Below are 20,341 nucleotides of genomic sequence, written 5' to 3' on the forward strand. Positions count from 1 at the left end.
CAGGGGAGGTCGGGTCAATGCCGACGGGCAGGCTGACGCCAGCGGACCGCCGATACATCGCGGCCAGGCTCGCCGAAGGGACCGCCTACGCCGAAATCGCTAGGCACCTGGCCAAACCGACCTCCACCATCAGCCGTGAAGTGAACCGCAACGGCGGCCCGCGCCGGTACCGGCCGGAACAGGCGCAGCAGGCGACGACGATCCGGGCTCGTCGCCGTCGCGGCAGCCGGCCCGCCGTACCGCCGCCGGAGACCGGCGCGACGCACGGACGGGACCCGGAGGCCGTCCGCCTGCTCCAGGAACAACTCACCGCGATGATGACGCGGACCGGTCTGAGCTCGATGGCTTCCCGCGTGCTCACACACCTGTTCACCGACGACACCGCGAACCTCACCGCGGCCGACCTCACCAGCCGGCTGCGGGTGAGCCCGGCCTCGGTGTCCAAGGCCGTCGGTGACCTCGAACAGCAGGGGCTCATCCGGCGCGAGCACGACCCGCACCGACGCCGGGACCGCTACATCGTGGACGACGACGTCTGGATCCGCGCCTGGCTGGCCAGCGCACGGATGAACATGCTGCTCGCCGAGACCACCCGGCACGGCGCGCACACCCTCGGCGCCCACACCCCCGCCGGTGCCCGGCTGCGCGACACCAGCGAGTTCCTCGATCGCCTCAACCGCGACATGACGCGGGCGGCCGAGCGCTGGCGTCAATCACTCCAGCCGGACGCGTGACCCGACCGTCACCTCACCGGGCGGCCCGGGTGATGCCGTCCCAGAGTTTGCGGGCCGCCGCGCGTGACTCGTCGGTGGGCTCGAGGATGTGGCCGATGTCCTCCGGGTGCTCGGCCGGAGCGTTGCCGACGTGCTCGGCCAATGCCACCGCCAACTCACGCAGCCGTACGTTGTACCGCTGGCTGGCCTTGTCCAGCACCTGGAAAGCCTGCGGCGCCGAGAGACCCGCGGTCGCCATCACCGCACCCTTGCACTGTTCGATGACCCGGCGATACTGCACCATCTTCGCCATCTGGTCGGCGCGCATCGACTCGCGCTGGCAGAACACGACAGTGGCCAGTGCGTGCGAGACCATCGGCTCGATCCGGTCGAGCACCGCCACCGTCTTCTCGGTCGGGCCGCGGTCGAGGTACAGGGTGAACTGGGAGGGGCCGCCCTCGTCCCAGGAACCGGGCGTGGCCACCGCGCCGAGCGTGCCGGGCAGGCCCACCAGGAACGTGGTGTCCAGCGCGCGGGTCAACGAGGGGTATTCGGGGTCGGTCCGCAGGTTCTGGCTGAGCACGGTGCGCTCGACCGCCCGGGTGGCCACGATCGGGCCCTCGCCCAGCTCCCACTGCAGCCGGTCGAGTTCGGGGGCGAGACCGATCGACGCGAACGCCTCGACCTTGCCGTCGCGCACGAGGGTCACTCCGGCGCCGACGGCTCCGGCCACCTCGTCGACGGCATACGCGAGCAGGCGTTCGACCAGTTCCTTGCCCGAGGTGTTGTCGTCGTCCACCTGAATTTGATTCCCCCCAGATCGTGGGTCAATCGTGGGTGGGAACCTCACCGCCGTGCTCCCCCCACCACCGGGCCAGTTGACCGGCCCGGCTCACCGCACGCAACCTGCGCTCGGTGGTCCGCCGGTCGGCGGTCGTCGTGACGACGAGGAACTGGTCGCCGACCCGGAACCGGGTGTGTTCGTCGGGTACCGAGCTCTTGCCGTCCCGCACCAGCAGCGTCACGACCGCGCCGTCCGGGAGGCGCAGGTCGGTCACCCAGACGCCGGCCAGGCGGGACTGCGGCGGGATCGCGACGGCCAGCAGGTCGGCGCGCAGCTCGTCGAGCGGCGCCGCCTCGACCACGATGTCGCGCGCTTCGTCCGGGGCCGCCACGCCGAGGCGCCGGGCCACCCAGGGCAGCGTCGGCGCCTGCACCACGGTGAACACCAGTACCAGAAGGAACACCACGTCGAACATCCGTGCGCGCCCGGCGAGCGGCGCGACGGCCGGGATCGTCGCCAGCACGATCGGTACCGCTCCGCGCAGCCCCGCCCAGGAGAGGAACGCCTGTTCCCGCCACGGCAACCGGAACGGCGTCACCGAGACGAGAACCGACAGCGGCCTGCCGACCAGGAGCAACGCAGCCCCGACGACGAGCGCCGGCACCAGGGCGTCGTTCAGGCGGCTCGGCGAGGCCAGCAGCCCGAGCAGCACGAACATGCCGATCTGGGCCACCCAGGCGATCGCTTCGGCGAAGCCGAGGGTGGCGTTGCGGTGCGGCAGCGACGCGTTGCCGAGCACCAGCCCCGCGACGTAGACCGCGAGGAAGCCGCTGGCGTGCAGCTGGCCGGCCGCGCCGAACGCCAGCAGCGGGATCGCGATCGCGCTGATCGGGTACAGGCCCGAGGCGGGGAGCGCGACCCGGTTGAGCAGCCACTGACCGACGAACCCGACGAACAGTCCGAACGCGGCCCCGGCGATCAGCTCGTAGACGACGAGCCCGCCGATGCTCCACGCCGACGCCTCGCCCCACGCGTCGGAGGCGACGACGCTGACCAGGATGACGGTCGGTGGGTCGTTGAACCCGGACTCGGCTTCCAGGGTCGCGCTCAACCTCCGGCGCAGCGGCAGCCGGCGGAGGACCGAGAACACCGCGGCGGCGTCGGTCGACGACACCACCGCACCGATCAGGATGCCCATCCGCCAGTCGAAGCCGAGCAGGAAGTGCGCGCAGGCCGCGACCGCCCCGACGCTGACCAGCACGCCGACCGTGGACAGCACCGCGGCCGGCCCGATGACCGGCCGGATGTCCGGCCAGCGGGTGGTCAGGCCCCCTTCGGCCAGGATGATCGCGAGCGCGGCGAAGCCGACGACCTGCGCGATCTCCGCGTCGTCGAACCGGATACCGAGGCCGGCTTCGCCCAGCGCGAGACCGACCAGGAGGAAGGCCAGCAGCCCGGGCATCCCGACCCGGGACGCGACTCGGACGGCGATGACCGCGGCCAGGAGAACCGAGGCCCCACCGAGGAGGAAGAGATTGAGCGCGTGCATCCATGTGGCAGAATATGCGCACGGGTTTCGCGGCCTTCGCGGTATGTCGAGGTGGCGCGCTGCTGTTACGGAGTTTTGTCTTCTCTGATCCTGTTCTCGTAACTAGCCTGTGAACATGGGTGCGCGGGGGAAAGACGGCCGGGCGAAGCTCTTCGCGATAGTCCTGTGTGGACTTTTGACGGGTGTCGTGATCGCCGCCGCGGCCTTCCCGGTCGTCGCGGTCACCGGGCTCACCGCCAAGTCGGCTTCGGACGAGTTCGAGAACCTCCCGAGCGAGCTGTCCACGCCGCCGCTCCCCCAGACGTCGTACCTGCTGGCCGCCGACGGCTCGCCGATCACGTCGTTCTACTCCGAGAACCGCATCCCGGTCCCGATCGCCGACGTCCCGCAGGTCATGCAGGACGCGATGGTCGCCGCCGAGGACGCGCGCTTCTACCAGCACAACGGGGTCGACGCCCAGGGCATCATCCGGGCGTTCGTCCGCAACCAGCAGGCCGGCGACATCCAGCAGGGCGCATCGACGCTCACCCAGCAGTACGTGCGCAACGTGCTCTCGTACGCCGCGAACACCGCGGCGGAGCGGCGGCTGGCGACCGAGGAGACGGTCGGCCGGAAGGTCCGCGAGGCCCGGTACGCGATCGCGGTCGAGAAGCAATTCACCAAGCAGCAGATCCTGGAGCGCTACCTCAACATCGCGTTCTACGGAAACGGTGGTTACGGCATCGGCTCGGCGTCGCTGCGGTACTTCTCCAAACCGGCGAAGGAGCTCACGCTCGCCGAGGCCGCGATGCTCGCGGGCATGGTCCGCAGCCCGACGACTTACGACCCGATCGGCGGGGACGCCGCGGCCGCGAAGACCCGCCGGGACTACGTCCTGACCCGGATGGCCGACCTCGGGTACATCACCCGCGCCCAGGCCACCGAGGCCGCCGCGACCGACCTGACGCTGAAGCCACGCAAGCCGCAGGGCTCCTGCGTGAACGGCAACCCGCTCTACGGCTTCTACTGCGACTGGTTCCTGGACTGGTGGAAGTCGAACCCGGCGTTCGGCCGCAACCGCACCGAGCGCGAGTCGAACCTGAAGACCGGCGGCTACAAGATCGTCACCGCGCTCGACCCGGCCACCCAGCGCGCCGCGCAGAAGGCGGTCGACGACGAGGTCAAACGCGGGAGCAACTTCGCCACCGGCATCGTCATCGTCGAACCCGGCACGGGGCGGGTCAAAGCGATGGCGATCAACCGGACGTACAGCCTGAAGAAGAACCCGGGCGGCAAGTCGGCGCCCAACACCGTGAACCCGCTGCTCACCGGCACCAACGTGTCCCCCGGTTACCAGGCCGGATCGACGTTCAAGCTGTTCACGATGGCGGCGGCGATCGAGAAGGGCCTGCCGCTGGGCACGAAGATCAACTCGCCGAGTCGCATCAAGACCCAGTTCCGCAACGCCAGCGGCCCGGTGGCCTGCGGCGGTGACTTCTGGTGCCCGAAGAACGCGAGCGGCCGGATGGCCGGTACGCACACCATGTGGTCGGGCTTCGGCGAGTCGGTGAACACCTATTTCGTGCAGCTCGAGGAACGGATCGGCGTCAAGGCCGCGGTCAACATGGCCGAGCGGCTCGGCGTCACGTTCCGGTCCAGCGCGGACTACGAGCAGCGCAACGCCGCGCAGTCCAACCCGAACGCGTGGGGCTCGTTCACGCTGGGAACGGCGCTGGTCACGCCGCTGGACATGGCCACGGCGTACGCGACGATCGCGGCCCGCGGCAAACGCTGCGACCCGACGCCGCTCAAGTCGCTCGCCGACCGCAACGAACGCCAGATCGCGTTCGGCAACCCCACCTGTAAACAGGTGATCGCGCCCGACGTCGCGGACGCGGTGGCCGACGCAGCGCGCTGCCCGGTCGGTGACGACGCGGCCAGCGGCTGCTCCCGACGCAACGGCGTCACCGCGTCCCGGGTGGGCGGTGCGTTCGTCCGGCCGATCGCCGGCAAGACCGGTACCACCGACGAGAACAAGGCGGCCTGGTTCGTCGGGTTCACGCCGAACCTGGCGGCCGCGGTGTTCTACTCCGACCCCGACAACCCGTCGAAGCGTCCGGTGCCGAACTACCGGGTGCCGGCATCGGTCTTCATCAAGACGATGCAGACGGCGCTGTCCACGGTGGCGCCGAAGAGCTTCGTCGCGCCGAGTGGCCTGCGCAAGTGGGGGCCGGACGGCTCACCACCGACGCTCAAGAGCGACCCGAGCGTCGGTGGCGGCCCGGAGGACCCGGATCGGGAGCGCGAGCGTCGTCGTGACCGCGAGCGTGACCGCGATCGGGACGGCCGGTCGCCGAGCCCGGGGGCGGACGACGACGAGGACGACGACGGCGGTGGCCGGCGCAGCCCGTCACCGGGCGACTAGCAGCTCCGTCCGCAGCTCGTGCGCGCCGTCGGCCCGCGTCCCCTCGTAGAAGACGCGGGTGCCGACGCCCGGCAGCGGCACCACCGAGACGTAACGCAACCCGCCCGGCGCGAACGGGGACCGCGTAGGCGGGCGCTGATCTGCGGTGAACGGCGTGAACAGCCCGTCGTCGCCGAGCCGGCCGTGCGCGACGCCGGTGACCTCTTCCCAGTTCTCCTCGGCCGTGGCGCGTCCGTCGTAGAGCGCGGTCACCCGGTCGTGGTCGACGAGCACCGAGGAGAACCGGACGCCCCGGGCGTCCCACGTCCCTGGACGCCCGGCGAGCGCGGTGCCGTGCCAGCTCCACTCGACGCCGTCCGGGCTGGTGGCGTACTCGGTCGTCATCCGGTCGGCGTGCTCGTCGGACTCCAGCGGGTGGACCGAGGCCCAGAGGTGCCAGCGGCCGGCCGCGGACACGATCACCGGGTCCTTCACGCCGACCGTCTCGTCACCGGGCAGTACGGTGCGCGGCGCGGCCAGCGGGAGCTTCTCCGGCGTGTCGGCCTCGAGCAGCACCACCCGCCAGTGCTTGGAGTGCGGTGTCGCCACGCTGACGTAGAGCCGCCACCGGCCGTCGGGAGCACGCAGCAGCGCCGGACGCTCGAGGGAGTCGGCGTCGAACTCCTCGCGGCGTACCTCCGCGATCGGTTCGAAGCGCAGCCCGTCGTCGGACCGCGCGATGACGTTCACGTAGCCGCGGCCCTCACCGATCGGCAGCCGTAGCCGGTAGGCCAGGTAGAACGATCCGTCGACCAGGACCGCGCTGGGCGCGCCCGCCCAGGATCCGGTGGTCACGTCCGGCGGTTCGACGACGACCGTCGCTCCGTCCCAGCGAGGCAGCACGCTATCTCCTTTGATGGTGTTCGGGCGGGTTCTCGAGATCCAGCCAATCCTGGAACGACTCGTCGGTCACCTTCTCCAGTAACGCGACGTCCTCGGTGAAGTACGGCAGGATCGCCGCGCGCTCGTCCGCGGTGGGCCGGGGGCGCGGGCCCTTCTGCCGGTGCAGTGCGGTGAGCAGCGGGCCGCGGGCCGCGAGCCGCAGCGGCACCGGGAAGTGCTGCCCGAACGTGCCCCCGACGCGCAGCGCGGTCCGCAGAACGGTGTTCAGTGGAGTGTCCGGCACGTACGGGGTGACGTTCTCCGACGGCACGGCGCCGAGCACCCCGGTGCGGACGCCGAGGAACGCGCAGACCCGGTCGAGCGTCTCGACCGGTGTGTCGCGCACGTCCCGGTAGCGCATCAGCAGCACCTGGTCGCGGTCGAACAGCGAGAAGAGGTGCTGGAGTTGCTCGCCGTAGCGTCCCTGGCCGAGGTAGTGCCAGAAGTGGGCCCAGCCGGCCGCTCTCCGGGCCGGCTCGGCGTCGCAGGCCGCGACGAAGCTCCGCTCGGGCTCCAGGCCCGCCGCCCACAGGTGGTACCAGTTCGAGTGCGCGCGGTCGACCGGGTTACGCAGCACGACGATGAGCTTCGCGTCGGGGATCGTGCGCGCGATGCGGGCCTGGGCGTCGAGGTCGTAGAGGTAGAACGGGGTCGCTTCACCGGTCAGCGTGCCCGGTGGGGCCGGCGCGAACAGCGCCTCGTAGTCCGCGCGCCGCCAGACGTGCTCCTGATAGGTCTGCGCGTCACCGGGGCCTCCCTGCGCGGGCGGTGGCCCGTCGGAGAGGAAGTACTTCGGCTCCTTGACCGCGGACAGGTACAGCTCGGGGTGGCGCACGAGCGCGGCGTGCAGCGCGGTGGTGCCGGCCTTCGGGACGCCGATGACGAGGAAGTCGGGCAGCGTCACGGCGTCTCTCTCCCCAGGCGGCGCACGAGTGCGGCGGCGATCGTGTCGCCGGTGCGCTCGGCGAGCAGCAGCGCGGCACCGGTCGTGCGGTCGACGCCGTACGGATCGACCGCGAGCGGCTCGGCGACGGCGATCGTCACCCGGCCGATGTCGTTGGTCTCCAGCCGGTCGGCCGGGCGTCGGCGGCCGGTGTCGATGTCGACGGTGTCGGTGACGTCGCGGACCTGCCCGCGCACGAGCTTGCCGCCGAGGCGGACCTGGACCCGGTCGCCCGCGGTCACCGGCCGCTCCCCCACCACCGCGAGGTCGGCGACGAACTCGCGGACCACCTCGGCCGGGTCGCCCGCGGCGACGATCAGCTCGCCGCGTCCGACGTGGAGGTCGTCGGCGAGCGCCACGGCCACCGCGGCGCCTTCACCGGCCGCCGCGAGCGGGCCGTCGGCGTCCTCGACGGTACGGATGCGGGTGCGCCGCCCGGCCGGCTGCACGATCACCTCGTCGCCGGGTTTCACGATCCCGGCGGCCACCGTGCCGAGATACTTCCTGGTGTCGCCCCGGGCCACCCACTGGACGGGGAGCCGGAGCGGAGCGTCGGCCCGGACCGGGACCTCGACCGAGGCGAGGAGGTCGAGCAGCGTCGGACCTTCGTACCAGGGCGTGCGGCGGGACTTCCTGGTCACGTTGTCGCCGCTCTTCGCGCTCACCGGTACCGCCGTGACCTGCCCGATGCCGACCTCCTTGGCGTAGGCCTCGGCGTCCTCGACGACCGCGGTGAACGCGCGCTCGTCGTAGCCGACCAGGTCGATCTTGTTCACCGCCAGGATCAGGTGCGGCACCCGGAGCAACGCCGCGACCGCCGCGTGCCGCCGGGTCTGCTCAACGAGCCCGTTACGCACGTCGACGAGCAACAGCGCCACGTCGGCCGACGACATGCCGGTGACCGTGTTCCGGGTGTACTCGACGTGGCCCGGGCAGTCGACCAGGATCACGTCACGCGCGGGTGTGGACAGGTACCGGTGCGCGACGTCGATCGTGATGCCCTGCTCACGCTCGCTGCGCAACCCGTCGACGAGCAGCGAGAGGTCGAGATCGGCGCCGCGGGCCCGGCTGGCCGAGGACACCGCCTGCAGCGTGTCGGCGAGCACGGCCTTGCCGTCGAAGAGCAGCCGCCCGACGAGCGTGCTCTTGCCGTCGTCGACCGAACCCGCGGTGGCGACGCGGAGGAGCCCGGTGGCACCGGCGGATCTCATCAGAAGTACCCCTCCCGCTTACGGTCCTCCATCGCCGCGTCGCTCGTGCGGTCGTCGGCCCTGGTGGCGCCGCGCTCGGACTGCTCGGCCAGCGTCACCTCGGCCAGCACCGCTTCGGCGTCCGTGGCGTCGCTCTCCACCGCGCCGGTGCTGATCGCGTCGCCGACCGTGCGGTAGCGGACGCGCCGCCTGCTCGCAGTGGAACGGTCGGAATCCGACGACCACTCGGTGATCGCGAGCAGCATGCCGTCGCGCTCGACGACGTCACGCTCGTGGGCGTAGTAGAGCGCAGGCAGCTCGATGCGTTCGCGCGCGATGTAGCGCCAGACGTCGAGCTCGGTCCAGTTCGAGAGCGGGAAGACCCGGACGTTCTCCCCCGGCTGGTGGGCGCCGTTGTAGAGGCGCCAGAGCTCGGGGCGCTGGCGGTGGGGATCCCAGCCGCCGAACGCGTCGCGCAGCGAGAAGATGCGCTCCTTGGCCCTGGCCTTCTCCTCGTCGCGGCGGGCGCCGCCGATCAGCGCGTCGAACGTGTGGGTCTCGATCGCGTCGAGCAGCGTGCGGCTCTGGAGCGCGTTGCGCGACCGGCCGGGGGCGACGTCGGTGACGCGGCCGGCCGCGATCGTGTCCTCGACGCGGGCCACCTCGAGGCGGGCGCCGGTCTGCTCGACGCGGCGGTCGCGGAAGTCGAGCACCTCGGCGAAGTTGTGTCCGGTGTCGACGTGGAGCAGCGGGAACGGCAGCGGCGCGCCGCCGAACGCGCGGGTGGCCACGTGCAGCAGCACCGCGGAGTCCTTGCCGCCGCTGAACAGCAGCGCCGGGCGGTCGAACTGCCCCGCCGCCTCCCGGAGCACGTGGATCGCCTCGGCCTCGAGCAGGTCGAGCGCCCCCGGCGCCGAGTGCCCGGTAACCACCCCGGCGACCCGGCTGCTCACACCCGGCGTGCCGACGGCCGCCGCGGTGGCGCCGGACCCGGCGGTGTTCATGCGAGGCCTCGTTCGGTGAGCAGGGCCAGCAGGCGGTCGGCGCTGGCCGCCACCGGCTCCTCGTGGGTGCGCAGCACGAGGTCGGGGGCGGCGGGGGCCTCGTAGGGTGCGTCGACACCGGTGAGGCCGGAGACGGCACCGGCCCGCTGACCGGCATAGAGACCCTTGACGTCGCGATCGGAGCACACCTCGACCGGCGCGGCCGCGTACACCTCGAGGAACGCCAGCTTCTCCGCGTCGGACGCCGCGCGCAACGCGTCCCGGTCGGCGGCGTACGGCGATACCAGCGGCGCGAACGCGAGCACGCCATTGCGGGCCAGCAACCGCGCGATCCATCCCACGCGGGCGACCTGGGTGGCCCGGTCGGCGCGGGAGAAACCGAGGTCGGCGGAGAGGAACGTGCGGATCTCGTCGCCGTCGAGCACCTCGACGCGCCGCCCATCGGCACGGAGGCGCTCGGCGGCGACGAGCGCGACGGTGGTCTTGCCCGCGCTGGGCAGGCCGGTCAACCAGACGGTGGCACCTGGGGATTCGTGTGTCACCTGGCCATTGTTACCCGGCTTGGCCCCTCAGCTACACGTATCCCACCGATGCGATAGGGAATTAGGCGGCGGAGATCTTCACGACCACGTTGTCCGCGGTGATCTCCTGGACGGAGATGTTGAAGCCCTCGGACTGGGCGTCCTGACCGACCGGAACCGTCACCTGCTGCCCGGCGATCTCCAACGTGGCCTGGCTGTTCTGCACGTTCACCAGCTTGGCGTCGACGCCGAGCACCGAGACGCTGGCGTTGACCCCGCGGTCGAAGGTGACCGTGCAGGAGTTGAGGTTGCAGTCCGTCTGAGAGCCCTCGCCGCCACAGCCGGAGAGCAGGGCCAGCCCAAGTGCGGCGGCAGCGAGGAAGCCACCGATTCGACGTGCTTTTATGCTGGTCACACACCCAGTGTAGGAACACCGCGCCACCGGGTGACCGGTCGCGAGGGCCAACCAAACCGGGCCGGAGGGGTGGGGCTCTCCGCGGATGACGGGGGGCAACCGCGGAGAGCCCGCTCAAGGGTGCTCTCAGCTGAGCACCGGGTGGTTGCTGCGAATGACACCCAGGGGGTCACGGCGCTGCTTGACGTCGCGCAGCCGGGCCAGTACGTCGGGCGGGAACGCGGCCACCGGGCTCTCCTCCGACCCGAGGAACGTGAAGAAGATCCGTCCGCTGGCGTGCGGCGCGAACGCCTCGGCCAGCAGGGCCTGGTGCGCCTCGATGTGCTCGGCCATCCCCGGCCCCATCGGCATGCCGATCCCGGTGAGCGCGAACCTCTCCTCGAGGTGTCCGACCGCACCCCCGCCGGCCGTCGGGCGCGCCAGCGCCCCGCCGAGGTGGCGCAGCTGCACCGACGTGAGCGGCGAACCGCTGTGCGGCCCGGCGACGCCGAGCAGCGTGTCGGCGGCGTCGTCGTCCAGTTCGGGCAGCAGCGCCGCGTACTCCATCGCCGGCACCGGGTCGAGCGGCTCGGCGGCGACCGACCCCAGATCGGCGACCTGCAGCGGGCCGACGGTGTCGAGCAGCGTCCCCGGCACCGCGAGCAGGCGGGCGAGCAGTTCCCGGCCGGTAGCCGGCCCACCGAGGTAGGTGGCGTCGACCGCGACCATCGCCCGGCCCCGGAGGAACTCCGGCAGCTCGGGGATCGGCGGGAAGCGCAGCAGCGTGTACCAGAGGCTCAGGTCGTCCGGCGCCGTCGCGACGGTGTCCCGGTAGGCCTCCAGCACCTCGGCGGCGCGCTCGGCCGGCCAGAGCAACCGGCCGCCGTAGAGGAGCGGGGCCGGGTGCAGGTCGAACTCGAGCTCGGTCACCAGCGCGAAGTCGCCACCGCCACCGCGCAGGGCCCAGAACAGCTCGGGGTCGTGCGCGGCGTCCACCCGGTAGCGGTCACCGAACGCGTCGACGACCTCGGCCGACCGGACCGCGTTGGCCGCGAAGCCGTAGCGGCGGCCGAACCAGGACAGCCCGCCGCCCAGCGTGAACCCGACGACGCTGGGGCCGGTGGAGCTGCCGGCCAGACCGGTCAGGCCGTGCGCCCCGGCCCGGGTCAACACGTCCGCCCACCCGGCACCGGCGGCGACGCGGGCGGTCCGGGCGACCGGATCGACGTCGACGCCGCGGAGCGCTCCGGTACGCAGCAGGATCGTGTCACGCAGGGCGGTGGTGGCGCCGTGCCCGACGGGCTGGGCGGCCACGGTGAGACCGTTGCGGTTCGCGTACCGCACGGTGGCGGCGACGTCGTCGGCGTCCTCCGCGATGACCACGGCCCGGACGTCCTGCTTCACCTGGAGGTTCCAGGGTCGGCGGGCCACCTCCCAGCCGGAGTCGCCCGGCGAGAGAACCTGGCCGCGCACCGCGCGGGCCAGGTCCGAGCCGACCGCGTTGGTGGTGATCATCGTCGTGCCCCCACTGCCTGTTCCGTGTCCTGACGACGGAAACAGTGGCGCAAGCGGCTTGGCGCCGACTTGATCCTGACTTGGAGCGCCGGTTGACCGCTTGAATCGGTGACTTGGACGGCTTTTCGACCCGAGTTGCGGCAATCGCGGGATTGGCGCCCTAGCCGGATCCAAGTCGGCCCCTAACCGGCCGGGGAATGCTCACGTCCGTGACTAGTCCCCTGCCTTCAGACGACGTGACGGTCGCGGACATGGTGGTGTTCCGGATCTCCCCGCCCGCGGCGCCGGAACCGGCCATCGACCTGCTGCGCCGGTGCGCGCTGGAGGCGCCCGCGGGCGCGCACTACTACGTGCTGGTGGACGTGGCCGCCGAGGATCCGCACCGCGCGCTGGCGGTCGCCGCCGTGGTGGGCCACCGGATGACCGCGCTCGCGGTCGAGCCCGCGCTCCGGGGCCGGGGGCTGGCCTCGCGGCTCCTGGCCGACGTCCGCCGGACGCTCCACACCCGGGGCGAGGCGCTCGAACTCCGTACCAACGCCGACGCCGCGACGACGAAGATCCTGCGCAGACTCGGCTTCACGGCCGATACCGACGCTGTGAGCAGCAATTACGCTCACCAGTCGGAAGGGCGCCCGACACGTTGGTTGTCCCGGGACATCTGACGGAGGGGCAATGCTCGACTTCCGGTTGCTCGGACCGCTCGTCGTGCTCGACGGGGAGGGCCGGCCGGTCGACATCGGCCCGCGCAAGGAACGCGCGATCCTGGCGATGCTGCTCATCAACCCCGGTGAGGTGCTGCCGCTCGATCGGCTGATCGATCAGCTGTGGGCCGACGAGCCGCCGTCCAGCGCCACCGGCACGCTCCAGGCGTACATCTCGCAGTTACGGCGCGCGCTGGAGCCCGAGCGGGCCCCGCGGACACCACCGAAGACGCTGCTCACCCGGGAACCGGGGTACCTGCTCGACGTCGAGCCGGAGCAGGTCGACCTGGTCCGCTTCACCCGCGACGTCGACGCCGGGCGGCGGGCGTTGCAGGCCGGCGACCCGGCGGCGGCCGACGAGCACTTCCGGGCGTCGGTGGCGCACTGGCGTGGTTCGGCGCTGCAGGACTTCTCCGACCTCGCGTTCGCCCAGCCGACGATCACCCGGATGCACGATCTGCACCTGGTCTCGCACGAGCTGCAGATCGAGGCCTGGCTGGCGCTGGGGCGCCACACCGAGGCGGTGCTGAAGCTCGAGCAGATCGTGGAGCGGCACCGGTTCCGGGAGCGGTTCTGGGCGCTGCTCGCGCTGGGGCTCTACCGCAGCGGACGGCAGGCCGACGCGCTCGGCGCGATCCAGCGGGTGCGCTCGCTGCTCGCCGACGAGCTCGGCCTCGACCCCGGCCCGGAGCTGCGCGAGCTGGAGGCGGCGGTGCTCCGCCAGGACCGGTCGCTCGACCTCGCGCCGGTCGCGGCCCGGCCGGCCGTCGTCGCCGGCCCCACTCCCCCCCACCCGGCCCCGGCGGCGTCACCCATCGACGTGATCACCCCGGCCGCGTCGTCGTCCGAGCCGATGGTGGAGATCCCGCCGCAGCCGCACGGGGCGCACGCGCCGGTCGTGGAGCGACCGCGGCCCGCGCTCTCGGGGGCGGGCACGCAGCCGCTCATCGCGCGGACCTTCCAGCTCGGCTGGATCACCGGCCGGTTGCAGGAGCTGCCCCGCGGGCGCGGCGGCGTCGTGCTGCTCACCGGTGAGGCCGGGATCGGCAAGACCCGGCTCGCCCAGGCCGCGGCCGAGGCCGCCACCGGCCTCGGGTTCCCGGTGGCCTGGGGACGCTGCGTCGAGAGCAGCGCGTCCCCGGCGTTCTGGCCCTGGCTCCAGGTGCTGGAGGCGACCGGCGCGGCCGAGGCGCGCGACCTGCTCACCGGCGTCACGACGAGCGACGAGGCCGACCCGGACGCGGCCCGGTTCCAGCTGCACGCCGGGGTGGCGAGCGCGCTGCTGGCGGGCGAGACGCCCCAGCTGCTGGTCATCGAGGACCTGCACTGGGCCGACGCCTCGTCGCTCGAGCTGCTGGCCTTCGTCGCCGGCGAACTGCACCGCTCCCCGACGCTCGTCCTGGTGACGCTGCGCCAGGAACCCGGCGAGCACGCTGCCGCCCTCCACCACACGCTCGGCGACGTGGCCCGCCAGCCCGGCGTCGAACGCGTCAGCGTGCACCCGTTCACCGCCGACGACGTGGCCGAGTTCCTCGGCGCGCACCGCGTCGAGGCGCCGCCCGAGCTCGTGCGCGTGCTCCACGACCGCACCGGCGGCAACCCCTTCTATCTGGGCGAACTCCTCCGGCTCCTGAGCAGCGAACACCCCGCGGCGCTCACCGGGGCCGACGCGGGCGCGGCCGCCGGGTCGGCGGTTCCGGCCGGTGTCCGCGAGGTCATCGACCGGCGCGTCGCCCGGCTCCCCCAGGACACCCAGGCGCTGTTGCGCGCAGCCGCGGTCGGTGGCCGCGACATCGAGGTCGACGTGCTCGAGACCGTGCTCGAACTCGACACCGAGCGGGTCCTCATGCTGCTCGAGCCGGCGGTCGCCAGCGGCCTGGTCGAGGAACTGCCCGACGGCTGGGACCACCGCTTCTCGCACGCGCTCGTCCGCGACGCGCTCTACGTCGGGCTGAGTCGCCTGCAGCGGGCCCGGCTGCACCGGCGGGTGGGCGAGGCGCTGGAGGCGCAGAGCGCCGACCGCACGGCCGAGCTCGCGCACCACTTCGGGCTGGCCGCGCGGGTCGGCGCCGGCGCGAAGGCCGTGGAGTACGCGGTGAGGGCCGCGCGGCAGGCCGCGAGCCAGCGGGCCCACCCCGAGGCGGTGGAGTTCTGGGAGCTGGCGCTGGCCGCGCTGGACACCAGCTCGGGCGTGCGCCGGCGTGACCTGCTGGTGGAGCTGGGCCGCGCCCGCCGCGCCTGCAGCGACACCGAGGGCGCCCGCGCCGCGCTCGACGAGGCCGTGCAGCTCGCGCTGGCCGACGGCGACGAGCCGACGCTCATCGAGGCCGTCACCGTCTTCGGGGGCGTGGCCGCCTGGAACTGGCGGCCGTACAACGTCGTCGACGAGCAGATGGTGCAGATCCTGCGCGACCGGGTCGACGCTCCCGGCCTCACCGACGCCCAGCGCGCCGCGATGCTCGGCACGCTCGGCGTCGAGCTGTACTACGGACCGCACCGGGCCGAGGGCGAGCGGTACGCGGCCAGGGCGGTCGAGCTGGCCCGGCCGCTCGGCGACCCCGCCCTGCTCGGGCAGACGCTGAACAACTACTACATCGCGGCCTGGGTGCCCGACCGCGAGGCCGAGCGCACCCGGGCCACCACCGAGGCGATCGGGCTACCCGGCCTGCCCCGGCCGCACGAGCTCGTGGCCCGCATCCACCGGATGGGCAACCTGCTGCGCGCCGGTGACCTGCCGGCGTTCGACGCCGACCTCGGGCGCGCCCGCGAGCTGGTCGGGGAGGTCAACCGGCCGGAGCTGGACGGCATCCTCCGCTTCGCCGAAGCCACCCGGGTGATGCTGCACGGGCGCTACGAGGAGGCCGAGCGCCTGTCGGCGGAGGCGCTGGACTTCCACCACCGCACGAGCCTGTGGGGCGGCGAGTTCCCGTATCTGGTGCAGCTGTTCACCAGCCGCCGGGCCCAGGGCCGGCCGGGCGAAGCGCTGGAGAAGCTCCTGGAGTACGCCGGGAAGCCGCTCTTCGAGGTGCTGCGCCCGGCGACGATCCTGGCCGCGGTCGAGGCCGGGGACGAGGGGTACGCGCGGCGGCTGATCGGACGCTGGGGCACGACGATCCGCTCGAACTGGGCGACGGACTTCCTGCTCGTGCAGTGGGCGCTGATCGGCGCGCAGCTCGGCACCCCGGATCCGGAGAAAGTGCTCGCCGACCTGATGCCCTACGCCGACTGGCTGGCCACCCAGGGCACCGCCGGCACCTGCTGGGGTTCGACGCACCACCACGTCGCGGTCGTGCTCGCCGCGCTCGGCCGGCCCGAGGAGGCGCGCGGGCACGCGGCCAAGGCGCTAGCTGTGCACCGGAGCCTGGGTTTCCCCGTCCTCGCCGAGCGCACCGAGGTCCTCCTCGCTCAGCTCTGACCTCATCGGCTTCCAGCGGTCGGGTTCGGCCGGGTCGGGTTGGCCGACGCGGACCGCCTCCAGCTGCGCCGCGAACGCCAGCCCGAGGAACAGCGCGACCGACGTCAGGTTCGCCCACAGCAGCAGCGCGATCACCGCGGTCAGCGGCCCGTAGGTGTCGGGGAACGCCCCGCTGCCCTGGACGTAGAGCGCCAGGCCGAGCGTCGCCACGAGCCACAGCACGGTGGAGACCCCGGCCCCGAAGACCAGCCACGACACCCCCGGCTGGCGCCGGCGGGGCGACTGCTCGAAGAGCAGCGCGATCGACACCACGGTCAGCACCAGCCCGATCGGCCAGCGCACGACGTCCCAGGTGGTGTCGGCCCACCCGGGCCAGCCGTACTCGCGGACGACCGAGTCGCCGAACGACTCACCGGCGATGAGGATCAGGAAGCCACCGAACGCGGGCAGCCCGGCGATGACCGAGAGCACGACCGCGCGGGCGTACTTGCGCAGCGCCGGCCGGTCCCGCTCGACGCCGTACATCCGGTTCGAGCCCCGCTCGATCTGCGCCATCGCGGTCGCGAGCGCGACCATCCCGGTGATCAGACCACTGACCAGCGCGAACTCGCCGGCGTCCTCGGCCTCCTCGCCGCCGCGCAGGGTCTGCTCGACGAGCGCGTCGCTGCTGCGCGGGGTGAGCTCGAGCACCGTGTCGGCGACGATCCGGCCGCCCTCCTCCGCGCCCAGGTCGGCGGCCAGACCGGTGAGCGCGATCAGGAACGGCACCACCGCCAGGCAGAGCTGGAACGCCAGCGCCCGGGAGTGGCTGAACCCGTCGCCGTACCGGAACCGGACGAACGCGTCACGCAGCAGGTGCCAGCGCCCGTACTTGCGCAGGGTCGCCCAGGCGTCGTCGGCCGAGAGCTGGTCGTCGCCCATCAGCCTGGTTTCCGGGACCCGGTTGGTGCTACTCACCCACTCATCTTGGCGGATGTGAACGAGCGCCCACCCGGTGACGTAGGACGAGGTGTGACGACTTACCCGACGGCTCGACGCGCCGGGTCGAGCGCGCAGCGCCTACACTCTGTCGACGTGACCCCCTCCACCCCCGCGCGCACGCTCGCCGCGCCGGAGTGGGGCGGCGGACCCCTCCGGCCCGCCGCCGTCGAGGTGACGGGGTTGGTCAAGCGCTACGGCCCCACGCTCGCCGTCGACGAGCTCAGCTTCACCGTTCCGCGCGGTTCGGTCTACGCCGTGCTCGGGCCGAACGGCGCCGGGAAAACGAGCACGATCGAGACGTGCGAGGGGTTCCGCCGGGCCGACGGCGGTACCGTCCGGGTGCTCGGCCTGGATCCGGTGCGTGACGCCACCGAGCTGCGTCCCCGGGTCGGCGTCATGCTGCAGGCCGGTGGCGGTGCGTATCCGGGCGCCCGGGTCGGCGAGATGCTGCGGCTCACCGCGTCGTACTGCCGGAACCCGATCGATCCCGGTCTGCTGCTCGATCTGCTGGGCCTGAGCGACTCCGTGCGCAAGCCGGTGAAGCGGCTCTCCGGTGGGCAGCAGCAGCGCCTGTCGCTCGCGATGGCCGTCGTCGGGCGTCCGGAGCTGGTGTTCCTGGACGAGCCGACCGCGGGCCTGGACCCGCAGGCGCGTCACGCGGTGTGGGCGATCGTGGAGGCGCTGCGCGCCGACGGCGTCACGGTCGTGCTGAGCACGCACCACCTGGACGAGGCGGAGCGGCTGGCCGACGAGGTGCTGATCGTCGACGCGGGCAAGAAGGTCGCGCACGGGACACCGGCCGCGCTGACCCGGGGTGAGCAGCCGACGCTGCGCTTCCGCACCGACACCACGCTCGACGCCGACGCGCTCCTCGCGTTGACCGCCACGCTCCCGGCCGGTTGCGTGGCCGCGAGTGCCGGCGACGGCGGCTACCAGGTCACCGGTCCACCGGCGGCGATCGGGCCGCACCTGCTGGCCGCGGTGACGGCCTGGTGCGCCGACCGGTCGGTGATGCCGAGCGACCTGCAGGTGGGCCGCCGCACGCTGGAGGACGTCTTCCTCGACCTGACCGGACGGGAGCTGCGGTGACCCTCGCGCCGGGCCTGTTCACGCCCGATCCCGGCCCCGCGCCCTGGCACCAACTGCTGCGGGCGCAGACCTGGATCGAACTGAAGCTGACGCTGCGCCACGGCGAGCAGTTGCTGCTCAACCTCGTCATCCCGGTGCTGCTGACGGTGGCGCTGGTCACCCAGCCGTTCCTCGACCTGGAGACGACGTCGGGCCTGAGCAAGGTCGATTTCCTGGTGCCGGGCATCCTCGCGCTCGCGGTGATGTCGGCGGCGTTCACCGGGCTGGCGATCGCGACCGGGTTCGAGCGGCGCTACGGGGTGCTGAAGCGCCTCGGCGCGACCCCGCTGCCCCGGTGGGGGCTGCTCGGCGGCAAGACACTGGCCGTGGCGGTGCTGGAGATCATCCAGATCGCGGTGATCAGCGGGGTCGGGGTGGCGCTCGGGTGGCGTCCGCACGGCAACCCGTTGTCGTTGTTCGTGCTGGTTCTGTTCGGGACGGCGGCGTTCGCCGGGCTCGGTCTGCTGATGGCCGGAACGCTGCGGGCCGAGGCGACGCTCGCGGCCGCGAACCTCGTGTGGTTCCTGCTGCTGTTCGCGGGTGGCATCGTGTTCCCGCTGTCGTCGCTGCCCGACGGGGTCGCGAGCGTGCTCGGGTACCTGCCGAGCGCTGCGCTCGCCGACGGGCTGCGCACCGTGCTGGGCGAGGGCGGCGGGCTGCCGGTGAACGACGTGCTCACGCTGCTCGCGTGGGCGGTCGTGTCGCTCGGCGCCGCAGCGCGCTACTTCCGCTGGGAGTGACCGAGGCGGGCGATGCCCTCGGTGATGCGCGCGGGCGGCTGCACCGCGAAGTTGAGCCGGACGTGGCCCAGCCCGTCCGCGGGATCCAGGTAGAAGCGCTCGCCCGAGGCCAGGTCGACGCCCCGGTCGCGGGCGGCCACCAGTAGCTCGTCGGAGCGCACGCCCGGCGGAAGCTCCACCCAGGTGAACAGGCCGCCGGCCGGAACCGTGAACGTCGCGCCCGGAAGATGGTCCTCGAGCGCCTGCTTGAGCGTGTCGCGGCGCTCGCGGTAGAGACGGGTCGTGCGGCGCAGGTTGGCCTGGTAGCGGCCGATCGTGACGAACCGGTCGAGGGCGCGCTGCAGGAGCAGCGACGTGCCGAGGTCGGTGACCTGCTTCGCCTCGACGAGTTCCGGGCGCAGGGGCCCGTCGACGACCAGGTAGCCGATGCGCAGGCCGGGCATCAGCAGCTTGGAGAACGTGCCGGCGTAGAGCACGTGACCGCGGTCGTCGAGCGACTTGATCGCCGGGATCGCCCGCCCGGAGTAGCGCAGGTCGCCGGCGAAGTCGTCCTCGAAGACCGGGACGTCGTGGGCCCGGGCGAGGTGCAGCAGTTCGCGGCGGCGGGGGGCGCTGAGCGTCGCTCCGGTGGGGTTCTGGAAGTTCGGCGTGACGTAGAGGAGCTTGCTTCCCGGGAGTACCTCGGCGAGCCGGTCGACCCGGATGCCGTGTTCGTCGACGGGGACGCCGACCAGGTTCGCCCCGACGGTCCGGAGCAGCCGCAGCGCGAGGTCGTAGGTGGGTTCCTCGACCAGGACGGTGTCGCCGGGGCGGACCAGGACCTGGCAGACGAGCGCGAGCGCCTGCTGGGAGCCGGACGTGATCAGCACGGACTCCGGCGGGACGCCGATGCCCTGGCTGGCCAGCAGCTGGGTGACGGTTCGACGCAGGGAGGGGTCGCCGGCCGGGTCGGGCGCGTAACTCAGCGCCGCCGCGCCCTCCCGGGCCAGCACCTGCCGTACGGTCCGCCCGAACTCCGCGACCGGGTAGGCGGCCGGGTCCCCGACCCCGGTGAACGCGATGACGTCCGGCTCCGGCGGCCGGCCGGCCCAGGCGTCGTCCCAGGGTGTCGGTGCCCGCCGGGCCGCGGTCGGGAGCACCGGGGCCACCCGGGTGCCGCTGCCGACCGCGGCCACGACCAGGCCGCTGCCGTGCAGCTCCGCGAACGCCGTGCTCACGGTCACGCGGCTCACGCCGAGGTCGGCGGCCAGGGCGCGGGTGGAGGGCAGCCGGCTGCCCGGCGGCAGGGCGCCGCTCCGGATCGCGTCGGCGAACCACTGCTCCAGCTGCCGGTAGAGCGGTACGCCGCTCTCGGGGTCCACGGGGATACGCACGAAGTGGTCCTATCAGAATGGCCTCGAAGTGGCCGTGGTGACCGATCCATTCGCGCCTTAGCGTC

Annotated in this window: 17 protein-coding genes; 6 read left to right on the forward strand and 11 right to left on the reverse strand. The window is 72.7% G+C overall.

The window, feature by feature from the left end; translation table 11 throughout:
• Positions 1-17: 17 nt before the first annotated feature.
• Positions 18-734, forward strand: a complete 717-nt coding sequence (locus tag CRYAR_RS34625) for a MarR family transcriptional regulator (RefSeq protein WP_035857407.1) — start codon at positions 18-20, stop codon at positions 732-734.
• 13 nt (positions 735-747) lie between these two features.
• On the opposite strand, the gene CRYAR_RS34630 is transcribed toward CRYAR_RS34625, so the two are convergent.
• Both CRYAR_RS34630 and CRYAR_RS34635 read right to left on the reverse strand, forming a co-directional pair.
• Positions 748-1,512: an ANTAR domain-containing protein gene (locus CRYAR_RS34630; protein WP_035857408.1), complete on the reverse strand. Its 765-nt coding sequence runs from the start codon at positions 1,510-1,512 to the stop codon at positions 748-750.
• Positions 1,513-1,540: 28 nt separating this feature from the next.
• Positions 1,541-3,046 carry a potassium/proton antiporter gene (locus CRYAR_RS34635; RefSeq protein WP_035857409.1) on the reverse strand — a complete coding sequence of 502 codons (1,506 nt, stop codon included), beginning with the start codon at positions 3,044-3,046 and terminating at the stop codon, positions 1,541-1,543.
• A gap of 115 nt (positions 3,047-3,161) precedes the next feature.
• Here CRYAR_RS34635 and CRYAR_RS34640 point away from each other — a divergent pair, with 115 nt between their 5' ends.
• Complete coding sequence (locus CRYAR_RS34640) at positions 3,162-5,450, forward strand: transglycosylase domain-containing protein (protein ID WP_084701352.1); 2,289 nt, start codon at positions 3,162-3,164, stop codon at positions 5,448-5,450.
• Here the strand turns inward: CRYAR_RS34640 and CRYAR_RS34645 are convergent.
• The 7 genes from CRYAR_RS34645 to CRYAR_RS34675 all read right to left on the reverse strand — a co-directional run bounded on the left by CRYAR_RS34645 (position 5,436) and on the right by CRYAR_RS34675 (position 11,938).
• Positions 5,436-6,332 carry a glycoside hydrolase family protein gene (locus CRYAR_RS34645; protein WP_211247782.1) on the reverse strand — a complete coding sequence of 299 codons (897 nt, stop codon included), beginning with the start codon at positions 6,330-6,332 and terminating at the stop codon, positions 5,436-5,438. The two genes, CRYAR_RS34640 and CRYAR_RS34645, sit on opposite strands and share 15 nt — an antisense overlap.
• A gap of 1 nt (position 6,333) precedes the next feature.
• The gene (locus CRYAR_RS34650) at positions 6,334-7,275 is read right to left on the reverse strand and encodes a sulfotransferase family protein (RefSeq protein ID WP_035857411.1); all 942 of its coding nucleotides are present in this window, start codon (positions 7,273-7,275) and stop codon (positions 6,334-6,336) included.
• Positions 7,272-8,525 (reverse strand): sulfate adenylyltransferase subunit 1, encoded by a 1,254-nt coding sequence (locus CRYAR_RS34655; protein WP_035857412.1) that lies wholly within the window; start codon positions 8,523-8,525, stop codon positions 7,272-7,274. Before CRYAR_RS34655 ends, CRYAR_RS34650 begins: the two co-directional genes overlap by 4 nt.
• The gene (gene cysD, locus CRYAR_RS34660; protein ID WP_051571335.1) at positions 8,525-9,508 is read right to left on the reverse strand and encodes a sulfate adenylyltransferase subunit CysD; all 984 of its coding nucleotides are present in this window, start codon (positions 9,506-9,508) and stop codon (positions 8,525-8,527) included. The genes CRYAR_RS34655 and cysD overlap by 1 nt, the downstream gene beginning before the upstream one ends.
• Complete coding sequence (cysC, locus tag CRYAR_RS34665; protein WP_035857414.1) at positions 9,505-10,050, reverse strand: adenylyl-sulfate kinase; 546 nt, start codon at positions 10,048-10,050, stop codon at positions 9,505-9,507. The genes cysD and cysC overlap by 4 nt, the downstream gene beginning before the upstream one ends.
• 61 nt (positions 10,051-10,111) lie before the next feature.
• The gene (locus CRYAR_RS34670) at positions 10,112-10,444 is read right to left on the reverse strand and encodes a hypothetical protein (protein ID WP_035857415.1); all 333 of its coding nucleotides are present in this window, start codon (positions 10,442-10,444) and stop codon (positions 10,112-10,114) included.
• A gap of 126 nt (positions 10,445-10,570) precedes the next feature.
• Positions 10,571-11,938: an FAD-binding oxidoreductase gene (locus CRYAR_RS34675; RefSeq protein ID WP_035857416.1), complete on the reverse strand. Its 1,368-nt coding sequence runs from the start codon at positions 11,936-11,938 to the stop codon at positions 10,571-10,573.
• A 209-nt stretch (positions 11,939-12,147) separates the two neighbouring features.
• Between CRYAR_RS34675 and CRYAR_RS34680 the strand changes: the two genes are divergently transcribed.
• On the forward strand, positions 12,148-12,600 hold the full coding sequence (locus tag CRYAR_RS34680; protein WP_169745124.1) for a GNAT family N-acetyltransferase: 453 nt from the start codon (positions 12,148-12,150) through the stop codon (positions 12,598-12,600).
• Between the two features lie 10 nt (positions 12,601-12,610).
• Positions 12,611-16,054: an ATP-binding protein gene (locus CRYAR_RS34685; RefSeq protein ID WP_035857418.1), complete on the forward strand. Its 3,444-nt coding sequence runs from the start codon at positions 12,611-12,613 to the stop codon at positions 16,052-16,054.
• Here the strand turns inward: CRYAR_RS34685 and CRYAR_RS34690 are convergent.
• The gene (locus CRYAR_RS34690; protein ID WP_035857419.1) at positions 15,983-17,011 is read right to left on the reverse strand and encodes a YihY/virulence factor BrkB family protein; all 1,029 of its coding nucleotides are present in this window, start codon (positions 17,009-17,011) and stop codon (positions 15,983-15,985) included. The two genes, CRYAR_RS34685 and CRYAR_RS34690, sit on opposite strands and share 72 nt — an antisense overlap.
• Before the next feature lie 117 nt (positions 17,012-17,128).
• Between CRYAR_RS34690 and CRYAR_RS34695 the strand changes: the two genes are divergently transcribed.
• Both CRYAR_RS34695 and CRYAR_RS34700 read left to right on the forward strand, forming a co-directional pair.
• The gene (locus tag CRYAR_RS34695; RefSeq protein ID WP_084701356.1) at positions 17,129-18,124 is read left to right on the forward strand and encodes an ABC transporter ATP-binding protein; all 996 of its coding nucleotides are present in this window, start codon (positions 17,129-17,131) and stop codon (positions 18,122-18,124) included.
• Positions 18,121-18,903, forward strand: a complete 783-nt coding sequence (locus tag CRYAR_RS34700; protein WP_035857420.1) for an ABC transporter permease — start codon at positions 18,121-18,123, stop codon at positions 18,901-18,903. The genes CRYAR_RS34695 and CRYAR_RS34700 overlap by 4 nt, the downstream gene beginning before the upstream one ends.
• Here the strand turns inward: CRYAR_RS34700 and pdxR are convergent.
• Positions 18,885-20,276, reverse strand: coding sequence for a MocR-like pyridoxine biosynthesis transcription factor PdxR (gene pdxR / locus CRYAR_RS34705; RefSeq protein ID WP_035857421.1), 1,392 nt, complete (start codon positions 20,274-20,276; stop codon positions 18,885-18,887). The genes CRYAR_RS34700 and pdxR overlap by 19 nt on opposite strands.
• Positions 20,277-20,341: the final 65 nt, after the last annotated feature.

This window comes from Cryptosporangium arvum DSM 44712, assembly GCF_000585375.1.
In the GTDB taxonomy this organism is placed as follows: Bacteria; Actinomycetota; Actinomycetes; order Mycobacteriales; family Cryptosporangiaceae; genus Cryptosporangium; species Cryptosporangium arvum.